Below are 14,938 nucleotides of genomic sequence, written 5' to 3' on the forward strand. Positions count from 1 at the left end.
CCGTCAACCAACCCAATTCTCGTCTCTCCACGATGTACTCAATCCCGCGGGGTGGAGCAGCCCGGTAGCTCGTCAGGCTCATAACCTGAAGGTCGCAGGTTCAAATCCTGCCCCCGCAACCAATCAAAACAATGCATTAGCCAAAATCCGCCTCGCGCGGATCTTTGCCGTGTCCGCCAGGTGTCCGGGGCGGACGTCGGTTGGGAAGGGGCATACGCTCAGTGCGCGTATGCGCAACGGCGACCTCGCACTCTCCCGAAAACCCCTATTCGAAGAACTCGTCTTTCCATGTGTTCATTCGTGTGCGCCTCGGTTCATCCGGTCCGGCTGCGGGGGCATCGTAAGCGGCGCGCGCACGCCCTGCCGCCGTCAGCTTGACGAGGGCTGGAAGTTCCAGGGGAGAAGGTCGTCGATCCTGCTCTTGGGATGACCCGCGGCGATGGCCTCGAGCGTGGCGGTGAGCCAGGCGAGGGGATCGACGCCGTTGAGCTTGCAGGTCTCGATCAGCGAGGCGATGCGGGCCCAGGCCCGCCCGCCTTCGTCATGGCCGGCAAAGAGCGCGTTCTTGCGGTTCAGCGTCAGGGGCCTGATCGCGTTCTCGACCGGGTTGGTGTCCATCTCGATGCGGCCGTCGCCCAGGAACAGAACCAGGTCGTCCCAGTGGCGCGCGAAGTAGGCGAGCTTCTCGCCGACGCGGGATTTGGCCGAGACCCTGGCACGGGCCGCGTCCAGCCAGGCGCGGAAGGCGTCGACCAGCGGGACGGACCGGGCCTGCCGGGCGGCGAGGCGCGCGTCGGCGCCTTGGCCGCGGATCTCGGCCTCGACGGCGTAGAGCTCGGCGATGCGGCGCAGGCCCTCCTCGGCGATGGGCGAGGCGTCGCGGTCGAAGACCTCGCGCAGCTTGCGTCGGCCGTGCGCCCAGCAGTGGGCGAGGCGCAGGGGCGCCTCCGCCCCCCGACCGCGGCTGACGGTCTTGTAGGCGGCATAGCCGTCGACCTGCAGCCCGCCGGCGAAGCCATGCAGCAGGCGCTCGGCATGTTCGGCGCCGCGACCGGGCGCGTAGCCATAGACCACGGCGGGCGGATCGGCGCCGCCCCAGCGACAGTCGTCCCGCGCCAGCGCCCAGAGGTATCCGGTTTTGGTTTTGCCTCGTCCCGGGTCCAAGACCGGCGCGGCGTCCTTCGGGGCTTACGCGGCCCCACCGGGGCCACGGTCCCCCTTTGGACCGCCCATGAAGAGGCGGTCCCCGCGCTTCAGCTCCTCGGCCATGCGCTCGACGATCGGGCCGAGGTGGAAGGCGGCCTTGCCGACCCAGCCGGCCAGGGTCGAGCGGTCCAGCTCGACGCCCGAGCGCGCCAGGATCTGCGCCTGCCTGTAGAGCGGCAGGTGGTCGGCGTATTTGGCGACGAGGACATGGGCGAGCGCCGCCTCGGTCGGCAGCCCGCCCTCGATCAGCCGCGCGGGCGCCTGCGCCTGGACCATGGCGCCCCTGCAGCGCCGGCAGGCGTAGCGGGGGCGGACGGTGACGATGGCGCGCAGCTGAGCGGGGATGATGTCGAGACGCTCGGAGCGATCCTCGCCGATCCGCGCCATCTCTCCGCAGCCGCAGGGACAGAGCGTGCTTTCCGGCTCGATCACCCGCTCGATCCGGGGAAGATCGGCAGGCAGGCGCCCGATGTTCCGTCGGGCCGCAGCAGGCATGACGGCCCGGGCGGGCTTCGCGCCGGCGGGCGCGATCTCCACCTCCGAGATCGCTGTTTCCAGGTCCTCGAAGCTCAACTGGCGCTCGTCGGCGGCCAGCTTCTCGGAGCTCTTGCCGTAGATCGCCTGGCGCAGCTCCCTCACCAGATGGTCGAGCCGCCGGTTCCGCTCGGCCAGGGCGGCGACCTCGGCCTCCAGCGTCAGGCGCGCCGCGCGCTCGGCTTCGAAGGCGGCGCGCCGCGCTGGCGGCAGGGCGCTCAGGTCGATGTCGTCGGGCGGGGCCATGCTCGCAGCATAGCTGGCGGCGTCGCGGGTGAGGCGCCCCTGCGGGCGGCGTGATTCACTCCGCCGCAGCAGGGCGGCGTGGACGCCGGGGGCCGTAGATCCGTCGCCAGTCGAGCCCGTCGAACAGCGCCTCGAACTGGGCGCGCGACAGCCGCATCACCCCATCGCGGACCGCAGGCCAGGCGAACTTGCCCTCCTCCAGCCGCTTGTAGATCAGCACCAGCCCGCTGCCGTCCCACAGCAGCACCTTGATCCGGTCGCCGCGCTTCGAGCGGAACACCACGATCAGCCCGGAATGCGGGTCGAGGCCGAGGGCCCGCTCCACGACGGCGGCGAGCCCGTCATGGCCCTTGCGGAAGTCCACCGGCTTCGTCGCGACCACGACCCGGACGGCTTGCGCCGGGACGATCATCGCGCCCGGCGCAGGGCGACCGCCACCGCCGCGATCCGCTCGGGGGCCGCGTCGGCCGGGAGCCGGATCGTGACGCCGTCCTGCTCGATCTCGACGGCGGCCCCAGGCGCGGCCCTGGACGGCGGCGACGACACGTCCTCAAGCGCCAGCAGCGCGAACCCCGCCTCGTCCTCGACCGGCAGCGCCAGCTTGCCTTGCCGGGCCTCCCGCCGCCAGATCGTTACCTGCTGCGGCACCACCCCGTGCCGCCGCGCGACGTCCACCACACGCACGCCCGCTGCATGGCTCTCCAGCACGATCCGGCCCTTGGCCTCGTCGCTCCAGAACCGGCGACCGCCGGGATGAGCGAGCACCTCGACCCGGCCCGGCGCATCGCCATCTTTGGCCAGTCTATGGAGTGCGCCCCTTCGGGCGGACTCCACTACGCTGCAAACCTCTTTGCAAAGCGGCGCTCCCATGCCCGAACAAATCGTCGGCAAGGGGACCATCACCGGGCGCACTCAGCCAGACAGGGGGCGCCCGCCCCGCTAGCGGGGCATCCGTAGCGCGGCGCGTTCGGCGTGTGGGGGGGGGTGAAGGTGCTTCAATGAGGTAAGCGTCGTCTGGACCCCACCTGTCGGTTCGGGCCGATCTGAAGGAGTGTTGCGACCTTGAAGGGGGATCGCTGCAAGGAAGGCTTCTCAACGATTGACGCAACGAACGCGGGGACGGCGCGCCGGCTGGAGGTACTGTCGGGCGAGAGCCGGCGGCGGAGCTACACGGATGCGCTGAAGGCGCGGCTGGTGGCGGAGACGCTTCAGCCCGGGGTCTGCGCGGCGGACCTGGCTCGATGGCATGCGCTGCAGTCAAACGAGGCCAGATCATAATCAGAAGAGGATATCAATCGAAGAAATTCGATTGCTGACCTGCCATGGTTTGCACCAGGAGGCTTCTGTCGAGAAACAGGTTCCGCATCTCGCAGCTCGTTTCCGCGATGAGTAGGCACCCGTGGCAAGCTGCCCCGTGGGTCGCCCGGTCCCCGCTTCGACCGTCAGGCTCATGATCCGCGCAAACCGGGTCGTTCGAGCAGATCAGCTGCCGAGCGAGCGCATTTCGTAGGATGCTGGAGAACCGTGATCCGGCGGCGACTAGTCCGCCCAATGTACCTTGGGCGCCGGGAGTCGCTGTGTAGATCAGGATCCCACACTTGATGGAAGCGCCGCCGTTGCGGGCGTTGCTGAGCGCATAGATGCGTTCTTTCAGAGAACTCGCGGGATATCCGCTGTCGAGGGCGATCTCGGCCATCAAGGCATGGGAGAGCGAGTGCAGCAGCGTATAGGCCGTTCCCGGATAGTTCGGGCCCCCTCCCGAAAACTTGGCTCGCCAGTGGTCATAGCCGCGTAGCAGGCTTGCCTGTCGATTGACGACATAGGGGTTCTGAAGCCAACGGTTCACGGCCTGCTCGTCAATGTGGATGAATAGGCCTTCGCCGAACTGCTCGATGGCCGGCAACCAATCGGCTCTGCGCGAGATCGGCGCGCCGCGAACAGCCAGCTGAATGTCCTCGATGCCGCCGTCGGAACTCGTGGGCGCGGCTTCAAATCGCGTGAAGCCGTACAGGCTTGACACCTCCCTCAAACGATGGACGGCGACGAGGTTCTTTATCGCCGAGGTGTCGATATCGACGCCTGGATCGACCCATGCTGTCCGTGGAAGTGTTTCCGCATAGAGCTTGGCTGTCGGGTGATTATTCCCGATCTGTTGGCGACCACTCGCAAACACGTCGAATTCGGACATCTTTGGAGACCGGGCCGCATCGGCCCTTGCTCCGTCCCTGAGCCGTTTCAGGCGCTCGAATATCTCGGCATCTGGATAGGCGCCCAGTGAGACGGAGACCTTCGGGTTGAAGCGTTTGGCCTGAGCGACATCCTCGACCGTCTGCACGTTCGCCAGATCGCCCGACAGTTCATCGACCAAGCGGGTCAGGTCGTCCTCTTCGCTCGGCAGCGAAATGACTGTGTAGACCTGCGGGAAGTAGGTGTTCGTGGCTGTGCGGGTAAGAAGCTTCAGATTGTCTCCGCATCCGTCGGGATCGCGATCAAGCAACCACGGCCGTTCGCCACGGCATTTTCCCAGGCGCCCGGGTTGGAAAGCATCCTGAAGCGAGAGGTGCCGACCGCAACCGCAGACAACGCTGGTATCGGCAGGGTCGGCGCTGGTGCCTTTCTCCTCTACCCAAAGCGGCTCCTGGCACTGAACCGTCCCATGGACGACCCATCGCCAGTCGATGTCCTGCAGATGTCCTTTTTCGCAGGCGCAGACGAAGCGGATCGGCGTCACTTCCGACTTTCGACCATCATCGAAGACGAACCTGCGCCTTCCCTTGGTGTCGAGGTCCTGCCAGCGCACGAGGCGCCGCCTTCGAAGCGTCCCTGTCGCCGCGGCCGTTGCTTCGACCTGCTCGCAGACAAACCATGTCGGGAAAATCGGCGCCGTAACTCCGGCCGGCATTCCTGTCGTGTTGTCGGTCGCGACCGGCGGAGTACGGAGCGATAGACTGATATTCGTGTCCAGCCGCCCCTGATCTTTCAAGAGCTGTTCCAGGCGCGCCGTTAGGCGTGGCTCGGGGATCGTCGTGAAGGAGTTAGCCCGCATCTCCCAGAATTCGAGACCTGCCACCACCACGGACCTTGTCGGCAGGTCGATCATGGCGCCGGGACCGAAGGTGGATATCAGTTGGCTCAGCCGTTGCGCGTTCTTGGTCATGCGAGATCATCCGCGTTTGCGATCTGGTTGCCCCATGGATCCCGGACCTTGAGCGCGACGCTGGGCTCCACATCCCGCATGGACCGTCCGGCGACGAAGTGCCGATGGTCTTCAGCAAGGTTGGCCAAGTCGGGCTCGAGCGGCATGTGCAGCAGGCGATGAGGACTCTTCTTTCGGGCGTAGGCGAACGTGTTGCCTCCTGCAGCCTGATCGTCGGCGGTCGAAATCCACGCATCGGCGATCGCGTCTATCGCCGCCGCCAACGCGGTGTGGCCACCCGCGATCATGTGCGCAGGAGCTCTAGCGATAATCGCATCGCGAACGGCGGCCCGCACCGCCGGATTGTTCTTGAAGGCTGTGACAGAGGCCTCAGGTGTCAGCGCAGGATCCAAGTGGCGTGCAGCGGCGACGACGACAGCCGCAAGGGCGCGGTCCAGCGCCCGGGCGGCCCAAGGCGTCACGCTAGTAGCCTCGACGGATCGATAGAAGGTTCGGTGGAACTGACCGAATTGCTCGAAGTGCATCCGGTCGCGGGGCTTGTGCAGATTCAAGACCGCGACGACCAATCCTGGGCGCGATGGATCGCGTCCAACGCGGCTGGTGGCCTGGATGTATTCAGCAGCCGTCTTCGGTTGCCCCTGGACGATCATGAGACCAAGGCGCGTGATATCTAGGCCGACAGAGATCATGTTCGTCGCCAGAGCGACGTCCACGGGATCCGCGCCGGTTTCGAAGCGCGTTTCGAGCCGTTGCTTGGCTTTGGCGACCTCGTCCGTCGAGACGCGCGAGGTCAACTCCAGAGGTTCTCTGATGGGCCGATCTGCAAACGGATTTCCGGGCGGATCGACCCGATGCCTCTGCGTCCCGTAGCGGGCCGTTCGATCCCGAACCTCGTCTTCGACGATCCGGCGTGCTCCGCCGAGCTCCCGCAGGGCGTTGAAATAGCAGACGGCGGTCATGTACGGGTCGGCGGGATTGGTGCTTCCGCCGATGGCGGCGGCGCTGGCAGCAAACTCAGACTGCGCCGCCGCAAGCAGGGTCGTGAGGGAACGCAGGAAGACGAGCTTCGGTCCGCGACCCTGGGCGGCGATGCCCATGTACATCCGGGCAGGGTCGTTCGTTGCCGGCACAGTCCGGGCGAAAAAGCTGTCAGTGCGATCCACGCCGGGCGGCGGGAAGATGCTTGTGGTCTGGCGATCGAACAGGGCCTCGATCTGATCCGTGGCCCGCCGCACCGTCGCGGTCGAAGCGACGATCTTCGGCCGCACGACCCGGCCCTCGTATCGACGCGACGCCAACAGGTCGATCGCCGCTTCATAGAGTCCCGCGACCGTTCCGAGGGGACCGGAGATAAGGTGCAGCTCGTCCTGAATGATGAGGTCGGGCGGATCGAGCGACCAGCCATTGCCCAAGGGGCGCCCCTCGCCTGGTTCAGCCGCGCCGTAGAAACCGACGCCGTCCTCGAAGCGATCGACATGGCCGAAGAAGGCGCCAGTCTCGCCGACCCAGGGCAAGGCCGCGAACTTGTCCACTGTCGCGATCAGGAAGGCGGGCAGGCGCCGATAAATCGGTTCATCGACCGTGAGGACCGGCAGCGGCCGGTTACGGCTGAAGTCGCAATTCGTATTGGCGCAACGGATCTCAAGGTTGGTCGGCGCGTGCTCGTTGGGCACGCAGGCGAAGGACGACGGCGTGAACTCCGTGCCGCACCATGGGCATGCCTTGAGCGGCGCCGGCGCGCGCTTGTCACGACCGTTTCGGAAACGCCGTACCCTGCCGACGGCCGTGGTTTCGTCCGACTTGCCTTTCCCCCCGAGCTTGTTGGGTGACGCATCCGAACCGACCCACAAGCCGATTTCGATCGGCCAATCTCCAAGCAAGCGGCGGCTTTGCCCATCGGTGTTGGTGGGATCTGTCCGCATCAGCTCGAGGGCGCACACCACGCCGGCGGCACGAGCCAACTGGTCGAGCGTGAGCAGCCGAAGCGTATAGCGCATGATGACCGCCACACCCGCTCCAAGCACGCCCGAACTGGTCAGTCGCCGCAAGGCAATTACGAAAGCGGCCAGACCGAGATAGGCTTCCGTCTTGCCGCCGCCTGTTGGGAAGAAGAGGAGATCGGCGATCTCCCGGTCGGGATGAGCCCGCTCAGCCAGCCCTGAAACGTTGAGCAGGATGAAGGCGAGCTGGAAAGGCCGCCATTGCGGCCCCGGCAGAGACTGTGGATCGCCGGAGGCGCCTGCCACTCGCCGGCGAGCAGCCATGGCGACGGCGAGGTTCATAAAGCGAAACGCAGTCCGGGCCTTCGCGTTCTGCTCAAGGAGCTTGATCCCGTCGACAATTCGGTCCTTAGCCGTCACCATCTCGGAGATCAGCCGCTCGCCTGTTTCCCGGCGGCGCGGGGGCAAGGAAGCCAGCTTGTGGCGCTCTGCATCGATCCAGAGCCCGTAAAGCTTAGGAAGCTCGTTGAGGGCCTGCACCAGAGCAGCGCCGCCGGCATCGGCGGCGTGCGCCAACGCTTCCATGCCGAACGTCACACGCGCCTTCAGCTCCGCGTCTTCGTTAGGTGCGACACGCTCCACCTCCGCTGTCGGTAGCGGGTCGGTCCAGACACGAGTGACGGGATCTTTCCCATCCTCGTTCGTCTCCCAGCCGGCAGCCGCGTTGCGCCCCACCGCCCATTCGAGCACGTCGCGGTAGTGAAGGTCCGCGACCCGCAGGTCCCAATCCGGCGCGCGGTATCCCGACAGGTCGCGACGCGGTCGGAAGCCTTCCTCGCAATAGAGTTCGAGCCGCGCCTGAAAGGCATAGCTGACGTCGGAGTAGAACCGATGCACCGTCGCGCGGCGATTGACAAGGAACACGGTCAGCGCCCGAACCTGCTCGGTATGTCCTTCAGGGGTCTCGTAACTGAACAGACGGGAGTGCGTCTCTAACGTCAGCCCGCCGCCGCGACGCTGCTCAGCGGCGCTTTCGGGGACGAGCACGGGCTCGCCTCTTCCATCCCGAATTTGCAGCCGGACGGTCCGCGCCTTCGGCGTCCGCACCCAGTCCACCATCGGCCTCGTCGCACGCTTAGGCTTTCCGTCCTCCCCGATCTCCTCGGGAAGAGGCTCTGGCAGCAGGATCGTTTCCGGCAGAGCGGGCTCCGTCCGGTAGTCGCCCCAGGAAACGCGAGCCTCGATCTCCTTGACGTCGGGCGAGAGCAGCACCGTCAGTCCGACGGACGAGGGAAGAAACCGGCGCCTCGTATTGGGCGTTTCCGGCTCCTCGTTGTCGCCGGCGGAGCCTCCGGCTCCATCGGCGTCGGATTCATCGACGTCGATCTCCATCTCCTCCTGGGCCGATGGATCTTCGTCCTCATCCTCTCCTTCTAGGCCAAGCGGGTCTTCGGCCGGCGCGAGGAAGCCGGTAAGATACCAGCGCGAGGGGCTCTCGTTCAGCCGCTCGGTCGCAAGATCGGCATCCTGCGGTCCAGGGCCAATCAGGTCGCGGCGGAACAGCTCGACAAGGTCGGCGCGAATATCGACAGAGCTTTTCATGTCCGGCCCACTCCTTCCGAAAGAACGAGCTCGCCGAGAGTCTTCTCAAGCCATATGCTCGTGTAAGCCAGCCTCAAGGGCTCCTTCGGCCGGTAGCCTGCCTCGTCGAGAAGCCGCTCCAGCGCGACAATGCGGTCGCGATGGCCGAGCCGGACGCCGAAGCGCAGGCTGGCCTTGTCTGGCCCGCACAGGATCCAACCATCGGTCCGTGCTAGCGCGTGCGCCCAGAGCGAGCGCTCACCGATATCCAGCGCAATGTCGGACGCTCTGAGAGCTGCCGCCGCGATCTCGCGATCTCCTGGCGCATGAACCGCCGCCAGTGACGCACGCAAGGCCTTCGCATCGATCTGATGCTCGGGCCGTCGCCGCTGGAAGCCCGTCTGGGTCTCGGTCACGCAGTCTTCTACCGTCTCGACCGGATACCCCCCCGCGAGCGCCGCCCACGAGCCGATGCGGTGGGATTCGAGAATGACGTTCGTGTCGACAAGAACTGGCCCCCGATGTCGCGCCATGGCCATCTCACAGCTCGGCCGGGGGCTCGACCCCGTGCGCAATGAAGAGGTCTGTCAGGTCTTCAACGGTAAGATCGAGGAGACCGGCAGCGCGGCGAGTCGACAGCCGCCCCTCGTCGATCGCGAGGCCGATCACCTCCATGAACGGCTTCGAGAAAAGAAGCGGCGGAACGGACTTGGGCGCGTCGTGTCCATTGTTGCGCAGCGCAGCGTCGGAGATCGCGCGCGCGCGCGCCGGCTTCAGCCATTCAAGCGCCACCAGCCGCCATTTCAACGCGGATGCTGTGACCATTAGTTCATCAGCGGCGGTGTTGAGTCTGATGACAAGCTCAGTGTCTCCGAACTCCGTCCACTCGCCGTAGCGCGCGAGCGCGGCCTTCGGCATCAGTACCGCCGAGGCGAAATTGTTGGCGAGCTGCTCGACGCGGTTGCCGCCGACTTCCTTGGACTCCTCCGAATGCTCTGGGGGCATCGCATCCCACGTGAGGATGTGAAACAGTTCGTGTGCCAGATCGAAGTGGCGACGGCCTGCGACTTCGTGGCGATTGATCAGCACGACGTCCAGCTCCGGCAGACGGCAGGCGGCACCCGAGATACCCTCGAATGCATCGACCATGAGCAACAGGATGCCCAGCTCACGCTCCATCACATCCGTCAGGCGTTGGGCCGGGACGTCCCCGAGATCAAATTCTGCAGCGAAGCGCTCGCCTGCCTCCATCGCATCCTCGAAGCGCGAATGGCGCGTCAGGCCGAGGGCTCGGCGCAGCAGTGGACTTGCGCGTCCAACCTGAGGTGCGATCGAGCGGAAGGCGGCGATCCATCGGCCGGCACTGCGCTCGTATGCGCCGAGTACGCCCAATCCGACGTTGGTCTGCCGCCAGGAGAAGCGGCCTTCTCCGACCAGCAGGAAGGGGTCGGTGAAATAGTCCAGCGGCGCTCCGAGCTTCTCGACGGCGAGCAGCAGCTCGTCTGCCGTGACGCGACGCTCTCCGGTCTCGATGGCGGAGACCGTCTGCCTGTCCTTGAAGCCGAAAACGCGCGCCAGATCGTCCTGGGAGAGCTTGCGCTCCTCCCGCAGGGCCTTGATCCGCGCACCGATGAGTTGCGTCGCCATGGGAGCCTCCACAGAGCGCATGTAATCTTGCGAAATGGCATTTGCAAGAATTTATTGCGTTCAGTGCTCAGGCGGTCCGCGCGACCTCGTCGATCCGCGCGGTCCCGGCCTCCTCCTCGAAGTAGCGGTCCCCACCGCTCAGGGACGCGCAGAAGAGGTCGGCAAGGACGCTGCCGATCCGCCGCATGTCGTCGTGAAAGAGGTCGAGCTTCAGGATCCTCGGGCCCCCGCGCTCGGCGTTGAACTCCACCCGGAAGCCTGCGAGCAGCGTCCGCCCCGTTCGTGCAGACTGCTTGTGGATCGGCTTGATCGTACGGCCGTCTCCGTGCGCGAGGGCGTCGCGGAGCCACTTGAAGAAGTCCTCGGCCGTCATGGCCTCGAAATCGGTGTTGATCCTCCGGTCCTCGATCTCGCGCCCGTCGGCGCGGTCGACCAGCACGAGCTGGGGGACGGCCAGGGACAGCCGCCACGGATCTTCCGTGATGCGCTTCGCTCGCATGGCTTCCCGAACATCATGGGCGCGGTGATCAGCATGGTCCTGCCACTGGCCGCGATGCCCTTGGTTGCCTGCCACCCATGCGCGGTTCTTGGTCCAGAGCAGGACGCTGCTGAACAGGGCGAAGGTCTGCGTCACATTGAAGGTCGTCTGTGGCGGCTCGTCGAGCATCGCCTTCAGGCGATTCACAATCGCCCATTCGACATGTTCGTCAGCGATGCCGCCCATGGGCCACCTCAGTCATTCGTCATCCACGTCGTCGTCCTCGTCCTCATCCTCTTCGTCCGACGCCGTCAGACCCGCGGCGCGCTCGGCTTCAGCGCGTTCGGCATTGAGCGCGAGGAGGCGGGCGAGGACCTCGTCCTTGAACTCGGACGGCCAGTCGAGGCGCGTCTTGGCTTGCTTGCCCTCATCGGCGTGCTGCTCGATGAACTCCGGCTGTGCCCGCTCGGCGAGGTCGTCCCAACCATAGGCGCGCAAGACTGCAGCATCCATCTCGGCATGGAGCTCGCGCAGGCGGGCAATATCCGGAGCGTTCTGGCCGCGGTGGTGGAAGCGATTGTAGGTCTTGGTAAGGCCCTCATCACGTGAGACCAATAGCTCGGCGCGGTATTCATAGTATGACTGACCTGCTTCCCTTAAGTCGTTCAACAATTGATAGCTCGCTGGAAAAGCAAAAGTGCGAAAACAATCGGAAGGTGCGTACCGAAGATCGTCCTTCATAGATGAAGAGAAGAATCGCGCCCAAACCTCATGCACTCGAGATTGCAGCACGGCAAATGCGCCGTAGCCATCAAGCGCTATTACAACATGAGGCGACGCTACGATGTGCTCAACGGGCAAAAAGGCGAATGCGAGATGAGCTGAAGTGAAGGGGTGGAAGAGTATTCGTGTAAGCCCTTGCTTTGCCCGCCGCATCTCAGCGCGCGTCCTCCAGAACGTCCAGAACGGCCAGCTGGCAACCTCCTTTGCCTTCTTCGATCGCTCCGAGGCCACCTTTTCTTCACATATGCTGAACAACGCGGGCCACAGCCTTGCCTCCGCCTCCGACATGTCATCAAAGCTGATGATGAACCGGGAATAGGCTTGCGTGGGACTTCCCAAGACTTCTGCGCCGCCAATGTATGGGAAAATCCGTTCTTGGTTTCTAGCGTCTTCTTCAATAAGCCGATGCATCTCCGAAATCGGAGAGGCGGCAACCTCATTATCGGCGAACTGAAACCCCTTGCCGTAGGGCTCTTGGCCCTTGAATGCCATGCTGCTGCTTTCGACCAAACTACGAGGCTCATCACTTGTGCCTGTGTGCACCAAGTACGATGTAATATTTTGAACAGTGCGACCGTCTACGATTCGCTCCTTCGGAACAATATGTTTTGCGATATGCACGATGCTGACAACAACCGCAGCCTCACCGGGCCAGGAATACCTCTTCACGACATTGTAGATGTTGCCGCTGTTGTTGCAGATCCAAGTCAAACCCGATCTTCGAGTGTCCCCTTGCGAGATGGTGTTAGTCGAGATGAAACCGAGTGCTCCACCTTTCCGGATAAGTCCAAATGCAACTCTGAAAAAATACGCGACGAGATCAGTCTGGCCGCCTGCCTGGTCGTTACTTGAGAACAACCAAGACAAGTAAGCCTTTCCAAGGTTTCCTGAGATATTGCGGCCGCCCATGAATGGTGGATTTCCGATAATGGCGTCGAACCCACCATTTTCACGTCTAAAGACCTCTGGGAACTCGACGGCCCAGTGGAAGGGTGGAATGCCGTACGCTCCTTCGCGCAGGGCCTTCGCAGACGCTTCCAGTAGGTCCCACCGTGCCGGGCGGCCCGAGAACCAGCTCTCCGCATCCGCACGCGCTTTCTCACGCGCTTTCGCCTTGTCGGCGGAGAAGAAGGCCGCGATCACAGCGTCCCCCAGCAGCCTGACGGGCGACAGCCGCGTCTCCACATGCTTGTGCCGCTGTTCCTGCATCGCGCGCATCGTGTCGTCCGGTGCTGATCGGATTTCCGCGCGAGCCCGATCCGCTTCGGCCACGCGTTCGGCGACGAGCGGCCGCAGCAGCGGCAGGCCGGGCTTCGACGAGTCCCAGTTCGCGGCCGCAATCTGCTCGGGCGTCAGCCCCACCAGACTGTCGCCGCATTTCAGCGCATGGTCGAGGAAGGTGAACTCGTGATCCTTCGCGAGTGTCGCGAGCCATAGCGACAGCTTCGCCAGATCGACCGCGCGCGGGTTCTTATCCACCCCATAGAGGCAGCGCTGCGCCACCAGGCGGCGGGCGTGCAGTTCCTCGTCCTCACCGGGCGGAATGACCGGACGTGTCGCCGGCCAGCGCTCCCAAGCCTTGACCAGCCGCGCGGCGATGGCGCGGCAGGCCTCGACGAGGAACGCGCCAGAGCCCATCGCCGGGTCGCAGACCTTCAGTTCGAGGATCTGCTCCGGCGTCGCATCCGGCCCCAGCCGTTCGAAAGCGGGCTCCAGCGCATGCGCGACGATCGGCTGGGTGAGGCTGCGGGGCGTGTAGTGGCTGCCGGTGCGGCGGCGCTCGTCCGTCGGCTGCAGGATCGGCGTTCCGGGGGATGCCACGACATGGCGGGGCGATCCGCGCTCGTCCACGACACCGTCGAGGGCGGCGGCAAGATCCTCCACCGTCGTTGCCGCCTCGACCGGCTTTGCCTGAGCGGCCGTGAGCGAACGGCCGACGTTCTCCTTCAGATCCTTGATCCTGTCCTTGCCCTTGCGTTTCAGCAGTTCGTCGAGCGCGACAAACACCGGCGTCCGGTTGTTCTTTCCCGCCTTTATCGCGAGCACGCGGCTTTCGGCGACCTCCACGGTGAAGCCCATGACCGTCTCGTAGACCGAGCCGATCTGCTCGACGTCCAGCGTGCGGTAGGACAGGCGCTGGCGTTCCTGACCGCGAAGCTTCAAGGTCATCAGCCCTTCGAGGATGCGAAGGATGCAACCGTCGGAGACATTGAGGATGCGGGGCGGGTCGTCCTTGCTCGCACGTCCCTCGAGGAAGGGGAATTCCTCCGGATCGAAGAGCTTGCCGCCGCGCGCCTGGACGAAGTGGGACGGGTGTCCCTTGTGGATCAGCCGGAAGAGTGCGAGCAACTGGCCCCAGCCGCCGCGACGCTCGTCCATGGTGTCGGGGTTGAGCGCAGCATCCTCGACGAGCTTCGCGTAGAGACCGCGGACCGAATAGCTGGACTCGTAGATGGCCCGGGCACGGGCATCTGTGAGCGACGGCAGCAGATCGCGATCCTCAGCGTAGAGTATGAAGACCAGCCGCATGAGAACCGTGAGCAGTCCCTCGTACACATGGCCGGGGTTCGACCTCGCCAGGTCCCGGATCATCGCGGCGTCAGCCGCATCGAGGCCACGAAGAAGCTCGTGCAGCGCGCCGAGGACTTGCCCGGCAAGTTCGGTCGAGACCGACGCCTGTGCGTCGCGGCTCTTCTTCAACAGGGCCGGAAGGCGGCGCTCGTCAGCGTCTGAGAACAGACGGAAGCTGTCTAGAAGGAGTTTCAGGCCGCCCAGCATCGGACGTCCGGCGACCATACCGAGTGGGCGCAGCGGGAAGGACAGATAGCCCGATGTCTCGCCGCGTGGCGCATAGACGAGGCGCAACTCACGGTCGGTGACCAGCAGGCCGGCAAACACGCCAGCGTCTTTCAGCAGACGCTCGAAGCGCTGATGCGGCGAGGCTTCCCAGCCGTCGAGCTGGGCGCGGCCATCCGGCTCGATGCCCGCCGCCTCTACGCGGATGAGAAGCTGCCACGGCTGGCCATTCTGCCCGAGCTCGGCGACTGCCCAAGTCGGCTCCAACGTCGTCCCGTGCTCGGGCAGGCTTACCAGCAAAGTGTCAGGCAGTTCCGGCCCGCCTGGCACCCCTGCCACATGGGCTGCGTTCCAACCGAGCACCTTCTCCATAAAAGCCCAAGGGTCGGGCAACGCTGGCCCGGCCAAATCCGGACTGAGGTGTTCGGCCACCTCTGCCGTATCGACGGGGCTCTGATGCAGCGGCGTCAGGCCCAGTTCCTTGAGAACACTGGTTGCTACGACCAGCCCGACCGGCTGAACGTGATCGAGCCATTCGAGGTCAGGGTCGCGATAGAGAATGTCAGCCAT

General features: G+C 65.0%; 9 protein-coding genes, 1 tRNA gene and 1 pseudogene. 2 read left to right on the top strand and 9 right to left on the bottom strand.

Translation table 11 applies throughout. The features are described from left to right. Positions 1-45 precede the first annotated feature (45 nt). A tRNA-Met gene (locus P2H44_RS21255) sits at positions 46-122 on the top strand. A gap of 247 nt (positions 123-369) precedes the next feature. Here P2H44_RS21255 and tnpC read toward each other — a convergent pair. The 3 genes and pseudogenes from tnpC to tnpA all read right to left on the bottom strand — a co-directional run bounded on the left by tnpC (position 370) and on the right by tnpA (position 2,856). After that, positions 370-1,986: pseudogene (gene tnpC, locus P2H44_RS21260) on the bottom strand (IS66 family transposase). A 55-nt stretch (positions 1,987-2,041) separates the two neighbouring features. After that, entirely contained in the window at positions 2,042-2,368 is a 327-nt protein-coding gene (gene tnpB, locus P2H44_RS21265) for an IS66 family insertion sequence element accessory protein TnpB (protein ID WP_275766909.1), read from the bottom strand. 26 nt (positions 2,369-2,394) lie between these two features. Further along, the gene (gene tnpA, locus P2H44_RS21270; protein WP_275766910.1) at positions 2,395-2,856 is read right to left on the bottom strand and encodes an IS66-like element accessory protein TnpA; all 462 of its coding nucleotides are present in this window, start codon (positions 2,854-2,856) and stop codon (positions 2,395-2,397) included. A gap of 192 nt (positions 2,857-3,048) precedes the next feature. Here tnpA and P2H44_RS25570 point away from each other — a divergent pair, with 192 nt between their 5' ends. After that, positions 3,049-3,264, top strand: a complete 216-nt coding sequence (locus P2H44_RS25570; protein ID WP_462976313.1) for a transposase — start codon at positions 3,049-3,051, stop codon at positions 3,262-3,264. A 13-nt stretch (positions 3,265-3,277) separates the two neighbouring features. Here P2H44_RS25570 and drmB read toward each other — a convergent pair whose 3' ends face one another. The 6 genes from drmB to P2H44_RS21300 all read right to left on the bottom strand — a co-directional run bounded on the left by drmB (position 3,278) and on the right by P2H44_RS21300 (position 14,938). Beyond that, positions 3,278-5,143 (bottom strand): DUF1998 domain-containing protein, encoded by a 1,866-nt coding sequence (gene drmB / locus P2H44_RS21275; protein WP_275766911.1) that lies wholly within the window; start codon positions 5,141-5,143, stop codon positions 3,278-3,280. Beyond that, positions 5,140-8,685: a DISARM system helicase DrmA gene (gene drmA, locus P2H44_RS21280; RefSeq protein ID WP_275766912.1), complete on the bottom strand. Its 3,546-nt coding sequence runs from the start codon at positions 8,683-8,685 to the stop codon at positions 5,140-5,142. Before drmA ends, drmB begins: the two co-directional genes overlap by 4 nt. Then, the gene (locus tag P2H44_RS21285) at positions 8,682-9,203 is read right to left on the bottom strand and encodes a hypothetical protein (protein ID WP_275766913.1); all 522 of its coding nucleotides are present in this window, start codon (positions 9,201-9,203) and stop codon (positions 8,682-8,684) included. The genes drmA and P2H44_RS21285 overlap by 4 nt, the downstream gene beginning before the upstream one ends. A 1-nt stretch (position 9,204) precedes the next feature. Beyond that, a complete protein-coding gene (locus tag P2H44_RS21290) occupies positions 9,205-10,311 on the bottom strand; it encodes a helix-turn-helix domain-containing protein (protein ID WP_275766915.1) in 1,107 nt (368 codons plus the stop codon). A gap of 67 nt (positions 10,312-10,378) precedes the next feature. Continuing rightward, positions 10,379-11,035, bottom strand: a complete 657-nt coding sequence (locus P2H44_RS21295) for a hypothetical protein (protein WP_275766917.1) — start codon at positions 11,033-11,035, stop codon at positions 10,379-10,381. A 12-nt stretch (positions 11,036-11,047) separates the two neighbouring features. After that, complete coding sequence (locus tag P2H44_RS21300) at positions 11,048-14,938, bottom strand: Eco57I restriction-modification methylase domain-containing protein (protein WP_275766918.1); 3,891 nt, start codon at positions 14,936-14,938, stop codon at positions 11,048-11,050.

This window comes from Albimonas marina, from assembly GCF_029223255.1.
In the GTDB taxonomy this organism is placed as follows: domain Bacteria; phylum Pseudomonadota; class Alphaproteobacteria; order Rhodobacterales; family Rhodobacteraceae; genus Albimonas.